Here is a 21862-nt window from a genome sequence, read left to right as displayed (position 1 = left end):
CGGTGGTCGCCCCTAGGGTCAACGACATGGTCCAGGAGACAGCGACGCCGCATCCGGAGCCCACCACGGCTCCCGGATGCAGAGGCGCTGGCTGCCTGGATCGGCCGCCCGTCCGGCGTCGACCCGGCAGGGCTGTCGAGCCGGGCCATGATCGATCAGCTGACTGCCCTGGAGCGGTGAAGTCAGCTGCTGCGGCTGCGCAGGCACGCTTGGCGGCCGGTTTCGACCAGGCCCAACGCGGCGCCGAGGCGGCTCGAGGGGTGCCGAGCGAGCGGAGGGGCAAAGGCGTTTCCGCGCAGGTCGCACTCGCCCGTCGCGACAGTGCCTTCCGGGGCCGTCAGCACCTCGGTCTGGCCGAGGTCCTCACGATGGAGATGGGCTCCGCGCGGCGGGCGACCCCCGCGGTCGCGGCCAGATCATGGCTGACGAGCTCGTGCGCCGGCTGACCGGACAGGGTGCGGTCTGCGACGTTCCGATCGAGGTCAACCTGGTGATGGGGGAGGACTCGGTCTTCGGCGGGAGCCACCAGCCGGCCCACTTGGTCGGCTACGGCCGCGTGCCCGGACCGGTCGCACGAGAGCTCCTGCGCAACAGCGACGCCAGGGTCTGGCTGCGCCGGCTGCACACCGACCCACACGATGGCGCGCTGGCGTCGATGGACCGCCACCGCCGCGAGTTCAGTCCGCTGATGCGCAAGCTCCTTGTGCTGCGCGACCAGACGTGTCGCACCCCGTGGTGCGATGCGCTGATCCGACACGCGGACCACGTGGTCGGTGTCGACGAAGGCGGCGAGAGCAGCCGCGACAACGGCCAAGGCCTCTGCGAGGCCTGCAACTACGTCAAAGCCCTCCCGGGCTGGCACAGCACGCCGGTGGCGAGGCGGTTCGGCTCGCGTCATGTCGTCGATCTGGTCACCCCGACCGGCCACACCTACTCCTCGCACGCCCCGGCCCCTCCCGGTCGGCCCTCGCCTGGGGCTCGACGGGCCCGCCAGCTGCGACTTGCTGGAGGCCGGTCGCCGTCTTCGCGCAGCGTGTTCGAGACCAACCTCCAGCGGCGACTGGCCTCCTGAGTCCGTGCTCCTTCGCCTCGTCCTGCACCTGCCCGGCGTGGCAGCGGCCGCTGCCCGGGGGCCAGGCGATGGCAGGATGCGCACATGGTGACCGCCGGCCTGCTGACCTTCGGTCACGGGCGTCTGACCCGGGAAGAGCTGTCGCGGTTGGTGGGCGGCGCGAGCATCGAGCTCGTGCTCGACGTCCGACGATTTCCCGGTAGTCGGTCCAACGAAGCCGCCGCGCGTGGACAGGTGCCCGACCTGTTGCAAGAGATCGGCGTGGCCTATCGCTGGGACGAGCGGCTGGGGGGCCGCCGACGTCTCACCGCGGCGGAGGAGGCGAAGTCGCCCGACAGCTGGTGGCAGGTGGCGGCGTTCCGCGCCTACGCCGCGTGGACCCGCTCGCCCGACTTCCGGGCAGCGATGCCTGACCTGCTGGCCGATGTGGCACGAGCCCGCACCGCGGTGATGTGCTCCGAGGCGGTGTGGTGGCGCTGCCACCGCCGCATCATCAGCGATGTCCTCCTCCTGGGCCACGACGTCCCGGTCCACCACCTGATGCACTCCGGAGCCCTGACGCCCCACCGCCCGAGCGCGGGCGCGCGGGCCACCGCCGAGGGCGCGCTCGTGTGGGACCAAGCGACCGAAGGCGAGCGTCCCCCGAGCGCCGATTGAGCGCCCTCCGCTCCGATACGGCGGGCCGTCCCCGCTCCAAACTCGTTTGCAGGACCGGCAACCGCTTCGATACGAAGGGGCCATGCGACTGGAGAACATCGTCTGGGACGCCCGCGACCCGCACCGCTTGGGCACGTTCTGGGCCGCGGCCCTCGACGCGAGCCCCATGACCGACGAGCCGGAGGGGTTCGAGGCCCGGATGAGCCTGGGCGACGACCTCTTCCTCGACCTGTGCCTGCAACGCGTCGCCGAGCCGTCCGACTCACCTGCGCGGCTCCACCTGGATCTGCGGGGCGACAAGGACCAGGAGCACCACGTCCAGCGCCTCCTCGGCCTCGGGGCACGGCGCGTCGACATCGGGCAGGGCGACGTCCCGTGGACAGTGCTGGTCGATCCGGAGGGCAACGCCTTTTGCGTGATGGAGCAGCGCGAGGCCTATCGCGACACCGGGCCCATCGCTGCGCTGCCACTGGACAGCGCCGACCCCGACCGGGACGCCGCGTTCTGGGCCGAGCTGACCGGGTGGCAGTCGTATGACGGTGTGGCACCAGCGTCCCTTCGCCACCCGTCAGGCCGTGGCCCGGTCCTCGAGTTCTGCCCCGAGCCCGAGCCCAAGCAGGGGAAGAACCGACTGCATCTCGACGTCCGTGCCGAACTCGGGGACGAGGACCTCGTGTCCCGCGCCTTGGCTCTGGGGGCCCGCAGTGCCGAGATCGGCAGCGATGACCTGCCGTGGACCGTCCTGAACGACCCGTCGGGCAACGAGTTCTGCATCCTGGAGCCGAGCCGGTCCGGCTGACCAGCGTGCTGCGGTCTCTGTAGGCCGCTGCGAGCCGGGGCTCGGCGCTCGGTGCTCGGTGCTCCGTGCCCGGGACAGCGTCGCGCGAAGCGCCAGTGTTCACTGGGTGTCATGGACGGACGGCTGACCCTGATCACCGGTGGCACGCGCGGCATCGGCGCTGCAGCCGCCACGCGGCTCGCCGAGGAGGGCCACGACCTGGTGGTCGGCTACGCGCACGACGACGAGGCCGCGGGGACCACCGTGGCGAAGATCCGAGCTCTCGGTCGTGCCGCCCACGCCGTGCGGGTGGATCTCACCGAGCCGGCTGGCGTGGACCACCTGTTCGACGTCGTCGCGCGCCACGGTCGGTTGACCGGCGTGGTCAACAACGCGGGCGCCACCCTGCACATCGGCGCCCTCGGCGAGACTCCCGTCGACATCATCCGCGCGGTGGTCGACCTCAACCTGACCGCGGCGCTGCTTGTCGCTCGCGCTGCCGTGCGGGCCATGTCCCAGGCACGAGGCGGCGGGGGAGGCGTCCTGGTCAACGTGTCGTCGGGCGCCGCGACCCTGGGTTCACCCGGCGAGTACGTGCACTACGCGGCGGCCAAGGCCGGCGTCGACGCGATGACGCTCGGCCTGGCGCGCGAGGTGGCCGCGGACGGCATACGGGTCGTCGGTGTCGCGCCCGGGGCCGTGGAGACGCGGATCCACGCCGACGCGGGTGAACCCGCACGCAACGAGCGGCTGGCGCCGAGCATCCCGTTGGGCCGTGCCGCGCAGCCGTCGGAGATCGCCGAGGCCATTGCCTGGCTGATGAGCGATGCGGCGTCCTACGTCACCGGATCCACGCTTCGCGTCGCCGGCGGTCGCTGACGCAGAGGACCGGGACGGGCGGGCGAGGACTCAGCTCGCGGTCGCTCGGCCTGGCGTCTTGCGCGGTTGCACGCCCCGGGGACGACCGGTGCAGGACGCCAGGGCCGAGACCGGCCCAGAGGTCACCCCAGTGGGCTGTGGTCTCGAGAGCCGAGGAACGCCGGGCGCGGCGACGGAGCGGCATACGGCTCGACGCAGGCGTTCTCGACGCTGTTGTAGACGATGAAGATGTTGGACCGTGAGAAGGGCGTGACGTTGCCGTTGGATGCGTGCATGCAGTTGGAGTCGAACATGATCGCGCCACCGGCCCGGCCCTCGAGGACGTCGATCCCGTAGCGGTCGGCGAACTCGGTCAGCGTCTCCCGGTCCGGGGTCCCGGCACCCTGCATGACCAACGAGGTCTTGTAGTTGTCGTCCGGTGTGGCGCCGGCGCAGGCGATGAATTCGCGGTGGGATCCGGGCATGATCATCAGCGGTCCGTTGAACGAGTAGTTGTCCGTCAACGAGATCGAGAGGCTCACCGCGCGAGGCTCGGGCATTCCGTCCTCCGCGTGCCACGTCTCGAAGTCGGAGTGCCACGAGAACTCCTTGCCCTCGAAGCCGGGCTTGAAGTTGACCCGGCTTTGGTGGATGTAGACGTCGGAGCCCAAGATCTGGCGGGCGCGCTGAACGACCTTGGGGTCATGGGCGATCCGGCGGAACACCTCGCTGGTGCGGTGCACCTCGAAGATGCTGCGGACCTCCTGCGACTTCGCCTCGATGATGGTGCGCTCGTCGGCCCGCACCTCGGGGTCCGCAGACAGCCGGCGCAGCTCGTCCTGCAACGACCTCAGCTCATCAGGCGTGACGAGCTGGTCGATGGTGAGGTAGCCGCGCTCGGCGAAGTGCGTCAGGACCGCCTGGTCGAGCGGCCCGTCGGCCGCCCGGCCGTGGACCACGTCACCGCCACGGCGCAGGACCTGCGCCGCGCCCTGGCGGGTGGGGTAGAGGTCGGTCAGGCTGGGAGCGGTGGTCGTCACGGTTCCTCCTCGCGTCGGTGTCGGCCGGTCGACCAACACGCCGGCGTGGCGCGAGCAGCAGCATGGTGCACCCGGGCGAACCCACGGGACGTGTCAGACCGACCACGTCCCCCGAAGATCACATGGTCGGGGCAACAGAAGCAAACCCGCACCAGGGAACGCCCGACCGACGGAGCGACCTGAGGCCGACGTGGGGGGGATCTCGACAGATGACCGGGGCCGCTGTCGGCGCCCGCCGGCGTGAGAGAGTGAACGGCGTGAAGGCCCTGCTGCTGGAGAACATCCACCCGCTCGCGACGACCATCCTCGGCGACGCCGGCATCGAGGTCGAAAACGTCTCGGGCGCCCTCGACGAGCATGAGCTCATCGAGGCCCTCGACGGGGTCGACCTGCTCGGGATCCGGTCCAAGACGGAGGTCACCGAGGCTGTGCTCTCAGCCCGCCCCGAGCTCACCGCCATCGGCGCGTTCTGCATCGGCACCAACCAGATCGACCTGGCCTCGGCTGCGGGCCGTGGCATCGCGGCCTTCAACGCGCCCTTCTCCAACACCCGCTCGGTCGTGGAGCTGGCCATCGCCGACATCATCGCGATGGCTCGCCGGCTCACCGTCCGCGACAAGGCCCTGCACGACGGTGTCTGGGACAAGTCGGCGTCGGGCAGCCACGAGATCCGCGGGCGCAAGCTCGGCATCGTCGGCTACGGCAACATCGGTTCGCAGCTGTCCGTCGTGGCCGAGATGCTGGGTATGCAGGTCTATTTCTATGACGTTGACGACAAGCTCGCCCTCGGCAACGCGCGACGATGCTCCTCACTCGAGGAGTTGTTGGACACGGTCGAGACGGTGACCCTTCACGTCGACGGCCGGTCGGGCAACGCCGGGATCTTCGGCGCCGAGCAGTTCGACCGGATGCGCCCGCGCTCACTCTTCCTCAACCTCTCCCGTGGGTTCGTGGTGGACTACGACGCCCTCCGGGAGGCCGTGGTCTCCGGCCACATCGCCGGCGCGGCGGTGGACGTCTTCCCGAAGGAGCCCAAGAGCAAGGGCGAGTCGTTCGAGTCACCCCTGCGTGGACTGCCCAACGTCATCCTCACGCCGCACGTCGGCGGCTCCACCGAGGAGGCGCAGGAGGACATCGGCCGGTTCGTCGCGACCAAGCTGCGCGACTACGTCCGCACCGCCGGCACCTCCCTCTCGGTCAACCTCCCGCCGCTGTCACCGGGGCCGGAGGACCACGCGCACCGGATGGCGCACATCCACACCAACCGCCCCGGCGTGCTCGCCGACATCAACCAGGTCCTCGCCAAGCACGACGTCAACATCGAGGGGCAGATGCTGGCGACCCTGGGTCAGACCGGGTATGCCGTGACCGACAGCGGGTCGCCGCTGTCACCGGAAGTGGTGGCCGAGCTCGAGGCCGTCCCGGAGACGATCCGTCTGCGCGTCCTCGGCTGACCGCCGGTTGGCCGTGCGGCCGACGGCACAGCGCCCACCAGCCCGTCGAACGGCCTCGCGTGAGAGCCTGTCGGCATGAGCCTCTTGGACACCCCCATCGCCCGACTGGACGGCACGCCCGCGACGCTCGGTGACCTGACCGGCGCCAAGCCGGCCCTGCTGGTCAACGTCGCCAGCCAGTGCGGCATGACCCCGCAGTACTCCGGGCTCGAGCGCCTGCACCAGCAGTATGCCGAGCGCGGCTTCTCTGTCGTGGGTCTGCCCTGCAACCAGTTCGGCTCACAGGAGCCGGGCACCGCCGAGGAGATCCGCGAGTTCTGCTCGACCAACTACGCCGTCACCTTCCCGATGACCGAGAAGATCGAGGTCAACGGTGAGCGCCGGCACGACGTCTACGAGGGCCTCGTCTCGACCCCCGACGCGACCGGCCACTCCGGCGACATCCGCTGGAACTTCGAGAAGTTCCTCATCGACGGTGACGGCACCGTGGTCGCTCGGTTCGAGCCGCGCACCGAGCCGGACGACCTGGCCCTGGTGGCGGCCGTCGAGAAGTTGCTCCCGCAGCAGGACTGAGGGCGCCTGCCAAGGCCGAGCGTCTCAGCAGCGCACCCTCCAGACCGCGCTCAGGAGCCGCCCGCGGCGGGCTCCGCCTCCAGGCGAGTTGCCGCCAGCCCCGCGAAGCGGACCGCCAGGGGCCGCCAGTTGGTGCGTAGGCGCTCCTGCGCGGCGTCGACGGCCGCAGACGTGGCGAAGACGTCGACGCCGTCCTCGCGGGGGATCGCCGCGGACGACTTGTCGACCGTCCAGCTCCGGAACTGGGCCGCCGACGTCTCCGGGTGGAACTGCACGCCCCATGCACGGGCGCCCCACCGGGCCGCCTGGACGGTCCCGTCCGGCGCCGTCGCCAGCCGGGTGGCGCCTTCGGGCAGCCGCGTCACCACGTCGTTGTTCCACTGGATCGCCTCGGAGCCCTGCGGCACGGGTCCCAGCAGCGGGTCCGCGAGACCGTCCGCGGTGAGCGAGACGGGGGTCAGTCCCGTCGCGTGACCGCAGGCGTTCACCTCGACCAGGCCGCCGAGCGCCGCCGCCGCCAACTGGTGGCCGAGGCAGATGCCCAGGAAGGGCTGGTCGTCCTCGATGACGGTCCGGATGAGCCGTTTGGTCGGGGTCAGCCAACGGTGGGTCTCGTCGTCGTTCGCGCCCATCTCGCCGCCGAGCACCACCAGAGCGTCGTGCTCGCCCAAGTCGCGGGGGACGGCTGCGCCCGTGTGGGCGAGGACGACGTCCAACTCGACGCCGACCTCCTCCCACCACTGGCCGAACCACTCCGGCGGGCACTCGTCCTCGTGCTGGATCACCAAGAAGCGCAACGTCACGCGTCGAGCGTACTGGTCGCCAGCAACGCCCACGCGCCGAGTCAGACGGCCAGGCCGATCAGGTTGCCGATGCCGAAGGTGACGGCCATCGCCAGGGCGCCCCCGAGCACGTTACGCACGATCGCCGGACGCGGCGGTGACTCGCCCATCCGGGAGCTCACCCATCCCGTGCCGACCAGGGCCAGCAGCACGGCGACGAAGGTCACCCCCACCCGAACGCCGGCTCCCGGCAGGGTGATGGCGAGCAACGGCAGCAGCGCTCCGGCGGTGAAGGCGATGAAGGAGGCCCACGCCGCGTGCCACGGGTTGGTGAGGGCTTCCGGGTCGATGCCCAGTTCCACCTCGGCGTGGGCGGCCAGGGCGTCGTGCTCGGTCAGCTCCAGCGCGACCTGACGGGCGAGTGCGTGCGAGAGGCCACGATCGACATACAGGCCGGTGAGCTCGTCCAGCTCCTCGTCGGGTGTCTCGTGCAGCTCGCGCCGCTCCTTGTCGAGGAGCGACTGCTCGCTGTCCCGCTGGGTACTCACGGAGACGTACTCGCCCACGGCCATGCTCATCGCCCCGGCCACCAGCCCCGCCACGCCGGCGATGAGGATGGCCGAACGCTGCGTCGTGGCACCGGCGACGCCCACGACCAGGCCTGCGGTGGAGACGATCCCGTCGTTGGCACCGAGGACCCCGGCGCGCAGCCAGTTGAGCCGGCTGTGGAAGTCCTGCTCGTGCGGTTCGTCGTGGAGCGGCGTGGTGGCGTCCACGGTCATCAGTGGTGGTCTCCGGCGGTCGCGCCGAGGCGGTCCGCAGCCTGGCGGATCCGGTGGGCGAGCTCGATGTCCAGCTGCGTCAGGCCACCCTCGGAGTGGGTGGACAGCCGCCAGGTCGTGACCTTCCAGCGGATGTCGATGTCGGGATGGTGGTTCATCTCCTCGGCCACGTCGCCCACCTCAGCCACGAGCCGGATGGCGGTCGGGAAGTCGGGCGCGTCGTAGGACGCCGTGACAGCGTCACCATCCCTCTTCCAGCCGGGCAGATCGCCCAGCTGGCGGTTGATCTCCTCATTGGTCAGCAACCTGGACATGGCTTCAGCCTCGCAAACGCGGGTCCTCCTGTCGAGGAAGGAATGGCTGCCCTCAGCCCCGCACTCCGGTCGCTAGTCGCCGTGCCCGTCTGCCCCTCGCGAGGGGCAGAAACGGCGGTGGTCAAGAGCACCCCTTCGCGGCTGCAACAATCTCCCCATGCCCATGCAGACCCGCGGTGACATCCGCAATGTCGCCATCGTTGCCCACGTCGACCACGGCAAGACCACGCTCGTCGACAAGATGCTCTGGCAGGCGGGTGCATTCGGGGCACACGCCCACGTCGACGAACGCGCGATGGACTCCGGGGACCTGGAGCGGGAGAAGGGCATCACGATCCTGGCCAAGAACACCGCGATCCACTACGCGGGAGCCTCTGCCGCGGAGGCGGGGCAGCCGGACGGGGTCACGATCAACATCATCGACACGCCGGGTCACGCCGACTTCGGCGGCGAGGTCGAGCGGGGGCTGTCCATGGTGGACGGCGTGGTGCTGCTCGTGGACGCCTCCGAGGGGCCGTTGCCCCAGACCCGGTTCGTGCTGCGCAAGGCGCTCACGGCGAACCTGCCGGTCATCCTGTGCATCAACAAGGTCGACCGCCCCGACTCGCGCATCGCCGAGGTGGTGGACGACACCTACGAGCTCTTCCTCGACCTCGACGCGACCGAGGGGCAGATCGACTTCCCGATCGTCTACACCTCCGCGAAGGCGGGGCGCGCCTCGCTGAACCGACCGGAGGGCGGCACCCTGCCGGACGGCGAGGACCTCGAGCCACTCTTCAAGAGTCTGCTCGGGACCATCCCACCCCCGTCGTATGACGATGAGGCGCCCCTGCAGGCGCACGTCACCAACCTGGACTCCTCCAACTTCCTCGGTCGACTGGCACTGCTCCGGGTCCACAACGGCACGATCAGCAAGGGCCAGCAGGTGGTCTGGTGCCGCCACGACGGCAGCCAGGAGAAGGTCAAGATCACCGAGCTGCTCATGACCGAGGCCCTCGAGCGCAAGCCCGCCCAGAGCGCCGGACCGGGTGACATCATCGCCGTGGCCGGGATCCCGGAGATCACCATCGGCGAGACCCTGGCCGATCCGGACAACCCTGTCCCGCTGCCGCTCATCACGGTGGACGAGCCCGCCATCTCGATGACCATCGGCACCAACACCTCGCCGCTCGCCGGCCGGGTCAAGGGCGCCAAGGTCACGGCCCGCCTCGTCAAGGACCGCCTCGACCGCGAGCTCGTCGGCAACGTGTCGCTCCGGGTGCTGCCCACGGAGCGTCCGGACGCGTGGGAGGTGCAGGGCCGCGGTGAGCTCGCCCTCGCGATCCTGGTGGAGCAGATGCGGCGGGAAGGCTACGAGCTGACGGTCGGCAAGCCCCAGGTCGTCACCAAGCTGGTCGGCGGCTCGGTCCACGAGCCCTTCGAGCGGCTCACGATCGACGCGCCGGAGGAGCACCTGGGCACGATCACCCAGCTCATGGCCGTGCGCAAGGGCCGGATGGAGCAGATGACCAACCACGGGTCGGGGTGGATCCGGATGGAGTTCATCGTGCCCTCGCGTGGGTTAATCGGCTTCCGGACGGAGTTCCTGACCGACACCAGGGGGACGGGAATCGCCAACCACGTCTTCGAGGGCTACGAGCCGTGGGTCGGGGAGATCAAGACTCGCCAGAACGGCTCGCTTGTCGCGGACCGCACGGGTGTGGCAACCTCCTATGCGATGTTCAACCTGCAGGAGCGGGGGACGATGTTCCTCGAGCCCACGACCGAGGTCTACGAAGGCATGATCGTCGGCGAGAACTCTCGCGTGGAGGACATGGACGTCAACATCTGCAAGGAGAAGAAGCTGACCAACGTGCGCTCGGCCACCTCGGACGTGCTGGAGCGGCTGGTGCCGCCACGCATGATGAGCCTCGAGCAGTCCCTGGAGTTCTGCCGCGAGGACGAGTGCGTCGAGGTCACCCCCGACGCCGTCAGGATCCGCAAGGTCGTCCTCGACCAGGCGACTCGGGCCCGCACCGCTGCTCGAGCCCGTTCCGCCGCGAGGTCGGAGTGACGCGCACGGTCACAATCGGGAGAATCCCGACCCCATACCGCAACGAAACCGGTAAAGGGGAGTTAAAGTCGGTCGTTGGCGGTCCGGGCCAGTCCCTTGGACCTGGGATGGAGGTGCCACGCGTATGACGGTTACTGCCGGTGAGTTCGACGTCGACAGCGCTATAGGTGGTGAAGAGCGCGACACCACGATCGCGGGCCGTTCCCCGGGTCAGATAGCCCGGTCGCGGTTCCGCCGCGACAAGGTCTCGATGGTCTGTCTCGCCATCCTCGTCTTCTTCATCCTGCTCGCCATCGCGGCACCCATCCTCAACGCTGTCGGCGTCATCGACCCCGACTCCGGCCACCCGGACCTGGTGCAGGGGATCGGTTCGATGCCCACCGGTCACCTCGGCGGCGTCAGCTCCGACCACTGGCTGGGCGTGGAGCCACAGACCGGGCGCGACCTGCTGTCCCGTGTCGTCGTCGGACTGACCTCGTCGTTCATCATCGCGGCGTCCGCGACCTTCATCGCCATCTTCATCGGCACGGTGGTCGGCATCATCTCCGGCTTCTCAGGCGGCTGGGTCGACACCGGGCTGGGCCGGTTCATGGACCTGGTCCTCGCCTTTCCCCAGTTGCTCATGCTGCTGGCGCTGTCCCAGCCGCTCAAGGACCGCCTCACCGCGATGGGCGTCCCCGATGGCAACACGGTCGACTTCGCCTACGTCATCATCGTGCTGGGCTTCTTCGGCTGGCCCTACTTCGCCCGCATCATCCGCGGCCAGGTGCTCTCGCTCCGCGAGCGGGAATTCGTTGAGGCCGCGCGGTCGCTGGGCGCCAAGGGACCTCGCATCTGGTTCACCGAGCTGCTGCCCAACATCTGGGCGCCGATCCTGGTCTACATGAGTTTGATCCTCCCCCAGTACATCGCTGCGGAGGCGACACTGTCCTTCCTCGGCGTCGGGATCCGCCCGCCGACCCCGACGCTGGGTAGCCTGCTGACCGACTCGGTCAACTACCTGCTGGTCGACCCGATGTTCTTCTGGGCACCGGGCGGACTGCTGGTCATCATCGTGCTGGCGTTCAACCTCGTCGGCGACGGACTGCGCGACGCGCTCGACCCCAAGTCCGATCGGCACTAGTGATGTCGGCACGGATCCCCACTCACGTCTCCACGGCAACCGTCGCGGAGGAGATCACTGCCCCCACCAAGGGGCAGTGCAACCGCAAAGAGGAGAGCGCATGAAGCGCACAACGAGGGGAGCGCTGCTCGTGGCGCTCTCGAGCACCGTGGCCCTCACCGCGGCCGCCTGTGGAGGTGGCAGCGACAACGGTGGGACCGGTGGTGGCAGCACCGCAGGCAGCACCGGGGGCAGCACCGCTGGTAGCACCGGCGCCCAGGGCCCGACCAGCTCGGAGAAGGGCGGGACGCTCTACTACCTGACCCAGCGCAACGCGGAGCACCTGGACCCGCAGCGCACCTACATCGGCCGCGACATCGGCAACGAGGCGCGGATGGTCTACCGGACGCTGACCACGTTCCCCGTCGCCTCGGGTGAGGCGTCGACCAAGGTCGTGCCGGACCTGGCGACCGACACGGGCACGTCGAGCAACGGCGCCAAGACGTGGAAGTTCACGATCAAGGACGGCGTGAAGTGGCAGGACGGCTCGCCGATCACCTGCAAGGACTTCCAGTACGGCATCTCCCGCACCTTCGCGACCGATGTCATCACCGGTGGGCCCAACTACGCGATCCAGTTCCTGGACATCCCGACCGCGAAGGACGGCTCGTCCGTCTACAAGGGTCCGTACGCCAAGGACTCCAAGGGTCAGGCGCTGTTCGACAAGGCCGTGCAGTGCACCGGCAACACGATCACCTTCCACCTGAAGAAGGCCGTGGCCGACTTCAACAGCGCGCTCTACCTGCCGGCGTTCGCGCCCTACAAGAAGAGCCAGGACCAGGGCGACAAGTCGAACTTCGACGTGTTCTCCTCGGGTCCGTACAAGCTGCAGGGCAAGTGGAACTCCGGTGGCACGAGCACCTTCGTGCGCAACCCGAACTGGGACCCCAAGACGGACAAGGTGCGGCACGCGCTGCCGGACAAGATCGTCTTCACCGAGGGCCTGACCAACGAGATCATCGCCCAGCGGCTGATCGCCGACAACGGCAATGACAAGTACGCCGTGTCCGACCGGTCCGTGCCGCCGTCGTTCCAGGCGCAGATCGCCGGCAACCCGAAGGCCAAGGAGCGGGCGACCAACCCGGCCTCGCCCTTCGTGGACTACCTGGTGACCAACTTTGGCAGCAAGACGATGCAGAACCCGAAGGTCCGCGAGGCGCTGGCCGTCTCCACGGACAAGGGCGCCTACATCACCGCCCAGGGTGGCCCGACCATGGGTACCCCGGCGACCTCGATGATCAACCCGAACACGCCGGGCTACAAGAAGTACAACGCGTTCGGTGCGCCGGACAACGGTGACCCGGCCAAGGCCAAGCAGCTGTTGAAGGAGGCAGGCGTCTCGACGCCGGTCAAGATCAACTACATCTACAGCGGTGGCACCCCGACCTCCGACAAGGCGGCCGCGGCGCTGAAGGAGGGCTGGGAGAAGGCGGGCTTCAAGGTGAGCCTGCAGCCGGAGACCCAGAACTACTACACGATCATCCAGAACCCGGCCAAGCAGTCCACCTGGGACGTTGCCTGGGGCGGCTGGGGCCAGGACTGGCCCGGTGCCGCGACGGTGATCCCGCCGCTGTGGGACTCCAGGGTCAACCTGACCAAGTCCAGCAACGCGCAGGACTACGGCCAGTACAAGAGCGACAAGGTCAACAAGGCGATCGACGCGGCCTACAAGCTCACCGACCCGGACAAGCAGAACGCGGCCTGGGGTGACATCGACGAGATGATCCAGAAGGACGGCGGATATGTCCCGCTCTCGGTCGAGAAGTTCTTCCTGATCCACGGCTCGGGCGTCACCAACTGGATCGACAACCCTGCCTTCGCCGACTACCCCGACCTGGGCTCCCTCGGCATCCAGCAGTAACAGATCGACCAACACAGCACCGACCGTCGGGTCCGGTGGCCACCGGCCACCGGACCCGACGGACCGGAGCCAACAGGCTCCGGTCCGGTCACGCCACTCAACGTCCGAAGGTGAGGTGACGCCGCGCAGCGGCCGGCCACCATGCTCTACTACATCATCCGGCGCGTCATCGCCGCGGTCATCATGCTCGTCGTCATCAGCATGGCGACCTTCGCCCTGTTCTACGCGATGCCGAGCGACCCCGCCCGTCTCACCTGTGGCAAGACCTGCACCCCGGCCTCGATCAAGGCCAACCGGCACTACCTCGGGCTGGACAAGCCGATCACGACGCAGTACGCCGACTTCGTCAGCGGCCTGTTCACCGGCCGCGAGTACCCGGACGACCCCGCCTTCGCCAAGGCCAACCCGGACAAGGTGACGCACTGCCCCGCGCCCTGCCTCGGCTACTCCCCGCAGCGGACTTCGCTCGTGTCCACCTACATCAGCGAGCGGTGGCCCGTCTCGATCTCGATCGCGCTCGGGGCCTTCGCCATCTGGATCACCTTCGGCGTCGGCTTCGGCATCATCGCGGCGCTCACGAGAGGCCGATGGCCGGACCGACTGCTCACCAGCTCCTCCCTCTTCGTCTTCTCCTTCCCCACCTTCTTCCTCGGCCTGCTCATCTACTCCTACCTGAGCATCAAGTACCAGTTCTTCCCAGCGCCCAACTACGTCTCGATCTTCGACAGTCCCGTCGGGTGGGCCAAGGGCCTGGTCATGGCCTGGATCGTGCTGGCCGCGGTCTACGTCGCCAGCTACATCCGGCTCACGCGCGCCTACATGCTCGAGACGATGGGGGAGGACTACCTACGCACCGCGAGGGCCAAGGGCGCGACCGAGCGATCCGTGGTGTTCAGGCACACCCTGCGGGCCGCGTTGACCCCTGTCGTGACGGTTGCCGGCCTCGACCTCGGCATCGTGCTCGCCGGCACCGTGATCATGGAGCAGGTGTTCGGCTACCAGGGACTCGGCCGTGCGGCCATCGACGCGGTGACCCAGTCGGACCTGCCGATGATCGTGCCCATCGTGCTGATCACGGCCGCGCTGATCGTCTTCGCCAACCTCGTGGTCGATATCCTCTACGGCGTCATCGACCCGCGCGTCAGGATCGGGTGACGAGGCCGTGACGACGAACGAAAGGACGGACGCATGTCCGTAACCGCCACCCAGCCAACGGGCTCCGCGGCGAACGCAGACCACGAGGCGTTCCTCGAGGTCGACGACCTCCGGGTGCACTTCCCGACCGATGACGGCGTCGTCAAGTCGGTGGATGGCATCACCTTCTCGCTCGAGAAGGGACAGACCCTCGGGATCGTCGGCGAGTCGGGCTCCGGCAAGTCGGTCACCAGCCAGGCGGTCCTCGGCCTGCACCGGCGCACCAACGCCAAGATGTCCGGCCGCATCGCCCTCGACGGCCAGGATCTGCTGACCCTGCCCGAGGCCGAGATGCGCCACCTGCGCGGCAACAAGATGGCCATGGTCTTCCAGGACCCGCTCTCGGCGCTGCACCCCTACTACACCGTGGGCAGCCAGCTGATCGAGGCCTACCGGGTGCACCACAAGAGCACGGCCAAGAAGGTCGCCAAGAGTCGGGCTGTCGACCTGCTGGGGCGGGTCGGGATCCCCAACCCGAAGCGGCGCGTCGACCAGTACCCGCACGAGTTCTCGGGCGGCATGCGGCAGCGCGTGATGATCGCGATGGCGCTGATGAACGACCCTGAGCTGCTCATCGCGGACGAGCCCACGACAGCCCTGGACGTGACGGTGCAGGCGCAGATCCTCGACCTGATGAAGGACCTGCAGCGAGAATTCGGCTCGGCGATCATCCTGATCACCCACGACCTCGGGGTGGTTGCCGACATCGCCGACGACGTGCTGGTGATGTATGCCGGCCGGTGCGTGGAGCAGGGCACCGTGGACGACCTCTTCTACCAGCCACAGCACCCCTACACGGTGGGGCTGCTCGGCTCGATGCCGCGGCTCGACCAGGTGCGTCAGACCAGGCTCGACCCGATCCCCGGCAACCCGCCGTCGCTGATCAACCTGCCGAGCGGGTGCAAGTTCAACCCGCGATGCCCCTACACCGAATTGGTCCCTGACCGGCTCTGCTTCACCGAGGAACCGGCGCTCGCGGAGGCCTTCCCGGGCCATCGGTCGCGGTGCCACATCCCCCCGGAGGAGCGCTCCGTGGTGTTCGCGGAGGCACTCAGCAAGCGTGGCGACCGTGCTGATTCGATCAAGGGCGCGGCGGACGATCGGTCGCGGCGGACCGCTGAGACCACCCGCCGGGACGACGCTGACGATCGCGCCGTCCGCGAGCCCGAGCGAGGAGCGTGACGTGACCACCCCTACCGCCGCACCCGAGCAGTCGGCCACCGCCGACCACCCGGAGATCCTGCGGATCACCGACCTGAAGAAGTACTTCCCCCAACACAAGGCGGGGATCATCCGCCGTCCTGATGCCCCCGTGAAGGCGGTCGACGGACTCAGCCTGATGGTGCGCAAGGGCGAAACCCTCGGCCTGGTGGGGGAGTCCGGCTGCGGCAAGTCGACCGCTGGCCGCACCCTGCTCAAGCTGCTGGAGCCGACCGGCGGCACGATCGAGTTCCAGGGCGAAGACGTCACGCACGCGAGTGGGTCCCGGCTGCGCGCGTTGCGCCGCGAGATGCAGATGATCTTCCAGGACCCCTACGGCTCGCTGAACCCGCGGCACACGATCGGCAAGATCGTTGCGGCGCCCTTCGAGATCCAGGGCATCACGCCGCCCGGCGGCAGCCGCAAGGCGGTTCAGGAGCTGATGGCCCGGGTGGGTCTCAACCCCGAGCACTACAACCGCTACCCGCATGAGTTCTCGGGCGGCCAGCGGCAGCGCATCGGCGTGGCGCGGGCGATCGCGCTGCAGCCCCAGGTGATCGTCTGTGACGAGCCGGTGTCCGCCCTCGACGTGTCCATCCAGGCCCAGGTGATCAACCTGCTGGAGGACATCCAGGACGAGCAGCAGCTCGCCTACGTCTTCATCGCCCACGACCTGTCCGTGGTGCGGCACATCTCCGACCGCGTGGCCGTGATGTATCTCGGCAAGCTGATGGAGGAGGCCGACCGCGACACGCTCTACGAGCACCCGCTGCACCCCTACACGCACGCCCTGATGTCGGCGGTGCCGGTGCCGGACCCCCGCCGAGAGGCCGGGCGCGAGCGGATCCTGTTGCAGGGCGACCTGCCCAGCCCGCAGAACCCGCCGTCCGGCTGCGTGTTCCGCACCCGGTGTCCCAAGGCCCAGCAGCGGTGCGCAGACGAGATCCCCCTGGTGCGTGAGCTCGCACCCGGGCACCGGGTGGCCTGTCACTTCCCCGAGGAGCGCGTGGTCGTCTAGTGCCCCCTGACCCGACCGGGCGGCCCGCCCGGCTCGTCTTCGTGCACGCCCACCCGGACGACGAGACCCTCGCGACCGGCGTGGCGATGGCCCACCACGCGATCGCGGGAGACGAGGTCCACCTGCTCACCTGCACCCTCGGCGAAGAGGGTGAGGTCATCCCGCCGGAGCTGTGTCACCTCGCCGCCGACCGTGAGGATCGGCTCGGTCCCTACCGGCGGGAGGAGCTTCGCCGCGCGATGGCCGTGCTGGGCGTCGCCCACGTGGTCCTCGGCGAGGATCCCCACGGCGGCGGTTCGCGCTACCGGGACTCCGGTATGGCGGGCACGCCCAGTGCCGAGCGTCCCGACGCCTTCGTCCGTGCCGACCAGGACGAGGCGGCCGCGCTGGTGGCCGCCCACCTGCGGCGCCTGCGTGCCGACGTGGTGGTCACCTATGACCCGTGTGGCGGCTATGCCCACCCCGACCACATCCAGACCCACCGGGTGACGATGGCGGCGATCAGGACGCTGCCCGACGCGGAGCGTCCGGGCCGGGTCTACTGGAGGTTCACCCCGAGGTCGTGGGCACTGCAGGATCGGGAGTGGGTCCGCAGTCACGTGCAGCCGGGGGAGCAGCCCGGCCTGACCCTCCCACCCGAGGACGCGCCCTTCCCGCCCTCCGTCGTCGAGGACGACCAGGTGACCCACGAGGTGGTCGATCCCGAGGCCGCGCGGCTGCGGACGCAGGCCCTTCTGGAGCACCGCACCCAGGTGTCGGTGCACGGCGACTACTACGCTCTGTCCAACGACATCGCGGCACGCCTGTCCGCGCGGGAGGGCTACGTCCTCGTCGACCCGGCCACGGGGACGCCCGCGAGGGGCGCTGCGATGCCAGGCGGACGGCATACCGGCCTGCTGCCCGACACGTGAGGAAGGTGCTGTGACCACGACCGTGCCGCCCACCGACGTGGGCGACTACCGCCGTGCCATGGCACGATTCGCGACCGGCGTGACCATCGTGACCACGCTTGCCGGTGAGCACCACCACGCGATGACCGCCAACGCGCTGTGCTCGGTCTCGCTGGAACCGCTGCTCATGCTGGTCAGCGTCGAGCGGGACGCGCGGTTCCACGACGCCGTGCTCGAGTCGCAGGTCTGGGGGGTCAGCGTGCTGCCGGCCGAGGCCCGTTCGACCGCCGACTGGTTCGCCACCAGGGGCCGGCCGCTGCACGGCCAGCTCGACCGGGTGCCGCACTCGATCGCTCCGGTGACCGGCGTCGCCTGGCTCGACGGGGCACTGTCGAACTTCGAGTGCCGCACGACCGACGTGCACCCAGCGGGCGACCACAGCATCGTGGTCGGCGAGGTGGCCTCGGTGCACGTGCCCGACCACCTGGGCAAGGCGCTGATCTACTACCGGGGACGTTACGAGGCACTGACATGACCGAGCGTCACAGCTGGGGGCGCATCCTGCTGCGGCTGCTGGTCGCGGTCGTCGTGCTGGGCGGCGCCTACGTCGGGCTGGCCGTCTGGGTCGGGGGTCAGGTGCCTTCGGGCACCACGGTGGCGGGCGTCAGCATCGGCGGGATGTCCACCGAGCAGGCCGCCACCACCCTCAAGAGCGACCTGGCCATGACCGCTTCACAACCGGTCATCGTGCGCGCCGGCGACGAGACGTTCGAGCTCGACCCGGGTGCGGCCGGGCTCTCGCTCGACATCGACCGCACGCTGCAGGGACTGACCGGCCGCACCTACGACCCCGGCGAGATCTGGCAACGCCTCACCGGCGGTGAGGCGCAGCCGCTGCGGGTCTCGGTCGACCAGGACCGGCTCGAGGCGGCACTCGAGGGCGCGGCGAAGAAGGTGGACCGCCCCGGCAGGGAGGGGTCCATCACGTTCGTCGACGGCTCGGTGCGCATCGTGTTGTCCACGCAGGGCCGCAGCCTCGACGTCCCGGGCACGGCCAAGGCGGTCGCGCAGGCGTGGCCCCGTCAGCCGGAGGTCAAGGGCGCGGTGACCGTGTCCGACCCGAAGCTGTCCGTCCGGGAGATCAAGCGGGTGGAGAAGTCCTTCGCGAAGCCGGCGATGTCGGGGCCGGTCGCCGTCGTCATCGGCAAGGCACGCACCAGGCTGACGGCCGTGCAGCTGGGGCGGATGCTCACCGTCAAGGACGACGGCAAGGGTCACCTGCGACCAGACCTGGACGGTCAACAGCTGCTCAAGGTGGTGCGGGCCGAGGTCTCTGGGGCCGAACGCGTCCCGGTCGACGCCCAGGTGCGGCTGATCGGGGGTGAGCCACGGGTGATCCCTGGGCACAACGGCAAGGTGATAAATCCGAAGTCGTTGCACGACAAGGTGTTTGCCGCGCTGACGGCGAAGTCGCGCACGGCCCGGGTCGCGACCATCTCCAAGCCTCCGGCCACGACGACGGCCGAGGCCAACAAGCTCGGGGTCAAGCAGGTCATCTCCAGCTTCACCAGCCACATGCCGGGTGGCCCGGAGAACGCGGCCCGCACGCACAACATCAAGACCGCCCTGGACCACATCAACGGCACGTTGGTCAAGCCGGGTGAGCAGTTCAGCCTGCTCGGGGTGCTCGGCACCTTCACCAGGGCGAAGGGGTATGTCGAGGCGCACGTCATCAGCAACGGTCGCCTGGTCAACGCGCTGGGTGGTGGCATCTCGCAGGTCTCGACGACGGTCTTCAACACGTCGTACTTCGCCGGTGTCCAGCTCGACGAGCACACCCCGCACTCGTTCTACATCTCGCGCTACCCGGTCGGCCGCGAAGCGACCCTGTGGCGTCCCACCATCGACAACAAGTGGACCAACAACACCGGCCACGGGATCCTGATCCAGACCTGGGTCACCGGGCAGGACATCCACATGCGGTTCTGGGGGACCAAGACGTTCGCCGTGAGCAGCCACACCGGCGAGCGGCGCAACATCACCGCGCCGAAGACGATCTACGACGACTCGCCGAAGTGCATCCCGCAGTATCCCGTCGAGGGGTTCGACATCACGGTCACCCGGACGGTGCGCCGGAACGGTACGACCGTCGACCACAACGTGTTCAACACCCACTACAAGCCGGAGGACCGGGTCGTCTGCACCGGCTGAGCGGGAGCCCCGCCCCGGCCGAGACGTCCTGCGTTGCGGCTGCCGGGGCGACCACAACGCAGGACGTCCCGCTATTTGCGGCCACGGTGCAGGGCGCTAGCCGGCGACGAGGTAGGAGTACTCGTGGTGGGACTCGAACCCGGCGGCCCGGTACAGCGCCACGGCCGGGAGGTTCTCGGTGCCGACCTGCAGGTAGACCGAGCGAATCCCCCGGCTGCGTGCCTGACCCGCGGCCGCCGCCGCCAGCAGACGGCCGAGGCCCCGACGTCGGTGGTCGGGCCGCACTGCCAGCAGGTTGATCCCCGCCCACACGTGCGCGAAGGCCACCCTGACGGCTGCCACGGTGGCCCCGTCCTGCTCCGCCACCAGGAAGACCTGGTCCGGGGCGGCCACGACGATCTGCTCCGCGGCAGCGCGGTGCGCTGGCGACACGTCGGCGAGCGACCACCACGCAGCGCTGGGCCGGTCGAGGGCGTCGACCGTCACGCCTGTCGGCCCGTCGGTGGACGGCAGCGGGTCGGTGCTCGCGGTCAGCACCGCGGTGCGCTCGCCCTCCTGGTAGCCGCGTGACAGCAGCAGCGCACCCAGCGGATCGTCTGCCGCGACGAACCCCGCCGGCCCGTGCAGGGCGATCCGGCAGGGCAGGGCGCGTTCGGCATACCAACTCTCCGCCCGTTCCACGGCGGCGCCGAGCTCGACTCCCGGATCGCCCACCGCCAGCACCGAGTTGGCGCGTCTGGTGTACCCCGCCGAAGCGCGCAGGCGCCAGTCACCGAGCGGTGCCTGCTCGACGGCCGGCCAGCCAGCGGCCATGACCCGTTCGAGGTCGCTCATCGACAGGGCGCGGTGCGGAGCGCCCCTGCGCACCGGTCGGGGTGGCACCTCCTTGACGATCGAGATCTCGGCCAGCGGGATCACGTCGACGCCGTGCCGCGTCTGCACGGTGACGGTGGCGGCGTCGAGTGCCTCGATCGTGCCCACCGAGTCGGTGTGGCGGCCGTCGGGCAGCTCGTGCCGCACGACAGCGCGGATCCCGAGACGCAGACGAGGCAACGGGTCTGGGGTTTTCACAGCTCATTTTCTCCTGCCAGAATGTGGGCCGCCGTGATGTAGTGGCAGCTGAGTCGGCATACTGAGAAGGTACCGAGCCGTTCGCAGGAGGACCGCAGCACCATGACCTACGTCATCGCCCAGCCTTGTGTCGACCTCAAGGACAAGGCCTGCATCGAAGAGTGCCCTGTCGACTGCATCTACGAGGGCCAGCGGTCCCTCTACATCCACCCCGACGAGTGCGTGGACTGTGGGGCGTGCGAGCCGGTCTGCCCGGTGGAAGCGATCTACTACGAGGACGACACGCCTGAGGAGTGGGCCGAGTACTACAAGGCCAACGTCGAGTTCTTCGACGACCTCGGCAGCCCCGGCGGCGCGGCGAAGCTCGGCCTGATCCCGAAGGACCACCCGATCATCGCGGCCCTGCCACCCCAGGAACATGACGTCTAGTCCTCGTCCTTGATGACGGCCACCGGCCTGCCCGACTTCCCGTGGGACTCGCTCGCTGCGTTGAAGCAGCGAGCGAGTGCTCATGCTGGGGGGCTCGTGGACCTCTCGGTGGGCACCCCGGTCGACGCCACACCCGAGGTGGTGCGGCGCGCGCTGGCCGACGCGTCGAACGCACCGGGCTACCCGCAGGTGTGGGGCACGCCCGACCTACGACAGGCCGTGGTGGACTGGTTCGAGCGACGGCGTGGGGTGCCGGGCCTCGACCCCGACGGCGTGCTCCCCACGATCGGCAGCAAGGAGCTGGTCGCCTGGCTCCCCACACAGCTCGGCCTGGGCAAGGGCGACACCGTGGTGCACCCCGAGGTGGCCTACCCCACGTATGACGTGGGGGCGCGGCTCGCGGGCGCGTCGCCGCGGCCGATGCGCAGCCTGACCGGCCTCGGGCCGATGACGCGCGCATCCG

The 21862-nt window shown here is 69.4% G+C and carries 22 protein-coding genes; 17 read left to right on the top strand and 5 right to left on the bottom strand.

Translation table 11 applies throughout. The annotated features are described in order from the left end of the window. The first annotated feature begins 418 nt into the window (after positions 1-418). The 4 genes from FRW57_RS23930 (at position 419) to FRW57_RS03375 (ending at position 3386) form a co-directional block, all read left to right on the top strand. Positions 419-1072 (top strand): HNH endonuclease, encoded by a 654-nt coding sequence (locus tag FRW57_RS23930; RefSeq protein ID WP_203230195.1) that lies wholly within the window; start codon positions 419-421, stop codon positions 1070-1072. A gap of 84 nt (positions 1073-1156) precedes the next feature. Continuing rightward, on the top strand, positions 1157-1729 hold the full coding sequence (locus tag FRW57_RS03385; protein ID WP_152185297.1) for a DUF488 domain-containing protein: 573 nt from the start codon (positions 1157-1159) through the stop codon (positions 1727-1729). An 82-nt stretch (positions 1730-1811) separates the two neighbouring features. Next, complete coding sequence (locus FRW57_RS03380; protein ID WP_137123444.1) at positions 1812-2528, top strand: VOC family protein; 717 nt, start codon at positions 1812-1814, stop codon at positions 2526-2528. 111 nt (positions 2529-2639) lie between these two features. Further along, positions 2640-3386: an SDR family oxidoreductase gene (locus FRW57_RS03375; RefSeq protein WP_137123445.1), complete on the top strand. Its 747-nt coding sequence runs from the start codon at positions 2640-2642 to the stop codon at positions 3384-3386. 122 nt (positions 3387-3508) lie between these two features. On the opposite strand, the gene thpD is transcribed toward FRW57_RS03375, so the two are convergent. Further along, positions 3509-4405, bottom strand: a complete 897-nt coding sequence (thpD, locus tag FRW57_RS03370; RefSeq protein WP_137123446.1) for an ectoine hydroxylase — start codon at positions 4403-4405, stop codon at positions 3509-3511. 257 nt (positions 4406-4662) lie between these two features. Between thpD and serA the strand changes: the two genes are divergently transcribed. Beyond that, complete coding sequence (serA, locus tag FRW57_RS03365) at positions 4663-5859, top strand: phosphoglycerate dehydrogenase (protein ID WP_238384882.1); 1197 nt, start codon at positions 4663-4665, stop codon at positions 5857-5859. Positions 5860-5934: 75 nt separating this feature from the next. Further along, complete coding sequence (locus tag FRW57_RS03360) at positions 5935-6432, top strand: glutathione peroxidase (protein WP_137123448.1); 498 nt, start codon at positions 5935-5937, stop codon at positions 6430-6432. Between the two features lie 50 nt (positions 6433-6482). Here the strand turns inward: FRW57_RS03360 and FRW57_RS03355 are convergent, their stop codons facing one another. The 3 genes from FRW57_RS03355 to FRW57_RS03345 are packed head-to-tail and all read right to left on the bottom strand — an operon-like array spanning position 6483 to position 8310. Then, a complete protein-coding gene (locus FRW57_RS03355) occupies positions 6483-7235 on the bottom strand; it encodes a type 1 glutamine amidotransferase (protein ID WP_238999273.1) in 753 nt (250 codons plus the stop codon). A 41-nt stretch (positions 7236-7276) separates the two neighbouring features. Continuing rightward, a complete protein-coding gene (locus FRW57_RS03350) occupies positions 7277-7996 on the bottom strand; it encodes a VIT1/CCC1 transporter family protein (protein WP_152185296.1) in 720 nt (239 codons plus the stop codon). Continuing rightward, the gene (locus FRW57_RS03345) at positions 7996-8310 is read right to left on the bottom strand and encodes a 4a-hydroxytetrahydrobiopterin dehydratase (protein WP_152185295.1); all 315 of its coding nucleotides are present in this window, start codon (positions 8308-8310) and stop codon (positions 7996-7998) included. The genes FRW57_RS03350 and FRW57_RS03345 overlap by 1 nt, the downstream gene beginning before the upstream one ends. 157 nt (positions 8311-8467) lie before the next feature. Between FRW57_RS03345 and typA the strand changes: the two genes are divergently transcribed. The 9 genes from typA to FRW57_RS03300 all read left to right on the top strand — a co-directional run bounded on the left by typA (position 8468) and on the right by FRW57_RS03300 (position 19899). Next, complete coding sequence (typA, locus tag FRW57_RS03340; protein ID WP_152185294.1) at positions 8468-10363, top strand: translational GTPase TypA; 1896 nt, start codon at positions 8468-8470, stop codon at positions 10361-10363. A 124-nt stretch (positions 10364-10487) separates the two neighbouring features. Continuing rightward, the gene (locus tag FRW57_RS03335; RefSeq protein WP_137123452.1) at positions 10488-11486 is read left to right on the top strand and encodes an ABC transporter permease; all 999 of its coding nucleotides are present in this window, start codon (positions 10488-10490) and stop codon (positions 11484-11486) included. A gap of 100 nt (positions 11487-11586) precedes the next feature. Further along, on the top strand, positions 11587-13386 hold the full coding sequence (locus FRW57_RS03330; protein WP_152185293.1) for an ABC transporter substrate-binding protein: 1800 nt from the start codon (positions 11587-11589) through the stop codon (positions 13384-13386). A gap of 141 nt (positions 13387-13527) precedes the next feature. After that, a complete protein-coding gene (locus FRW57_RS03325) occupies positions 13528-14541 on the top strand; it encodes an ABC transporter permease (RefSeq protein WP_137123239.1) in 1014 nt (337 codons plus the stop codon). A gap of 33 nt (positions 14542-14574) precedes the next feature. Next, a complete protein-coding gene (locus FRW57_RS03320) occupies positions 14575-15762 on the top strand; it encodes an ABC transporter ATP-binding protein (RefSeq protein ID WP_137123238.1) in 1188 nt (395 codons plus the stop codon). 1 nt (position 15763) lies between these two features. Continuing rightward, positions 15764-16798: an ABC transporter ATP-binding protein gene (locus tag FRW57_RS03315; protein WP_137123237.1), complete on the top strand. Its 1035-nt coding sequence runs from the start codon at positions 15764-15766 to the stop codon at positions 16796-16798. After that, positions 16798-17709 (top strand): N-acetyl-1-D-myo-inositol-2-amino-2-deoxy-alpha-D-glucopyranoside deacetylase, encoded by a 912-nt coding sequence (gene mshB / locus FRW57_RS03310; protein ID WP_137123236.1) that lies wholly within the window; start codon positions 16798-16800, stop codon positions 17707-17709. Before FRW57_RS03315 ends, mshB begins: the two co-directional genes overlap by 1 nt. A gap of 10 nt (positions 17710-17719) precedes the next feature. Beyond that, positions 17720-18223 carry a flavin reductase family protein gene (locus tag FRW57_RS03305; protein ID WP_238384862.1) on the top strand — a complete coding sequence of 168 codons (504 nt, stop codon included), beginning with the start codon at positions 17720-17722 and terminating at the stop codon, positions 18221-18223. Then, entirely contained in the window at positions 18220-19899 is a 1680-nt protein-coding gene (locus FRW57_RS03300) for a VanW family protein (protein WP_137123235.1), read from the top strand. Before FRW57_RS03305 ends, FRW57_RS03300 begins: the two co-directional genes overlap by 4 nt. A 96-nt stretch (positions 19900-19995) precedes the next feature. Here the strand turns inward: FRW57_RS03300 and FRW57_RS03295 are convergent, their stop codons facing one another. Further along, positions 19996-20970 (bottom strand): GNAT family N-acetyltransferase, encoded by a 975-nt coding sequence (locus FRW57_RS03295; RefSeq protein WP_152185292.1) that lies wholly within the window; start codon positions 20968-20970, stop codon positions 19996-19998. Between the two features lie 102 nt (positions 20971-21072). Between FRW57_RS03295 and fdxA the strand changes: the two genes are divergently transcribed. Beyond that, entirely contained in the window at positions 21073-21399 is a 327-nt protein-coding gene (gene fdxA, locus FRW57_RS03290) for a ferredoxin (protein WP_137123233.1), read from the top strand. A 12-nt stretch (positions 21400-21411) separates the two neighbouring features. Further along, a partial coding sequence (locus FRW57_RS03285) for an aminotransferase class I/II-fold pyridoxal phosphate-dependent enzyme (RefSeq protein ID WP_152185291.1) occupies positions 21412-21862 on the top strand: 451 nt, incomplete at its 3' end.

Origin of the sequence: Segeticoccus rhizosphaerae, from assembly GCF_009192725.1 — a bacterium.
In the GTDB taxonomy this organism is placed as follows: domain Bacteria; phylum Actinomycetota; class Actinomycetes; order Actinomycetales; family Dermatophilaceae; genus Segeticoccus; species Segeticoccus rhizosphaerae.
The sequence above is the reverse complement of the archived record's forward strand: the minus strand, read 5'-3'. Positions and strand labels throughout refer to the sequence as shown.

Excerpts from the sequence above, each read along its gene's own strand:
- FRW57_RS03385 (WP_152185297.1), top strand. The coding sequence starts at position 1,157 with ATGGTGACCGCCGGCCTGCTGACCTTCGGTCACGGGCGTCTGACCCGG.
- FRW57_RS03350 (WP_152185296.1), bottom strand. The coding sequence starts at position 7,996 with ATGACCGTGGACGCCACCACGCCGCTCCACGACGAACCGCACGAGCAG.
- FRW57_RS03360 (WP_137123448.1), top strand. The coding sequence starts at position 5,935 with ATGAGCCTCTTGGACACCCCCATCGCCCGACTGGACGGCACGCCCGCG.
- FRW57_RS03375 (WP_137123445.1), top strand. The coding sequence starts at position 2,640 with ATGGACGGACGGCTGACCCTGATCACCGGTGGCACGCGCGGCATCGGC.
- FRW57_RS03330 (WP_152185293.1), top strand. The coding sequence starts at position 11,587 with ATGAAGCGCACAACGAGGGGAGCGCTGCTCGTGGCGCTCTCGAGCACC.
- FRW57_RS03335 (WP_137123452.1), top strand. The coding sequence starts at position 10,488 with ATGACGGTTACTGCCGGTGAGTTCGACGTCGACAGCGCTATAGGTGGT.
- FRW57_RS03300 (WP_137123235.1), top strand. The coding sequence starts at position 18,220 with ATGACCGAGCGTCACAGCTGGGGGCGCATCCTGCTGCGGCTGCTGGTC.
- FRW57_RS03345 (WP_152185295.1), bottom strand. The coding sequence starts at position 8,310 with ATGTCCAGGTTGCTGACCAATGAGGAGATCAACCGCCAGCTGGGCGAT.
- FRW57_RS03325 (WP_137123239.1), top strand. The coding sequence starts at position 13,528 with ATGCTCTACTACATCATCCGGCGCGTCATCGCCGCGGTCATCATGCTC.
- FRW57_RS03320 (WP_137123238.1), top strand. The coding sequence starts at position 14,575 with ATGTCCGTAACCGCCACCCAGCCAACGGGCTCCGCGGCGAACGCAGAC.
- typA (WP_152185294.1), top strand. The coding sequence starts at position 8,468 with ATGCCCATGCAGACCCGCGGTGACATCCGCAATGTCGCCATCGTTGCC.
- fdxA (WP_137123233.1), top strand. The coding sequence starts at position 21,073 with ATGACCTACGTCATCGCCCAGCCTTGTGTCGACCTCAAGGACAAGGCC.
- FRW57_RS03380 (WP_137123444.1), top strand. The coding sequence starts at position 1,812 with ATGCGACTGGAGAACATCGTCTGGGACGCCCGCGACCCGCACCGCTTG.
- FRW57_RS23930 (WP_203230195.1), top strand. The coding sequence starts at position 419 with ATGGCTGACGAGCTCGTGCGCCGGCTGACCGGACAGGGTGCGGTCTGC.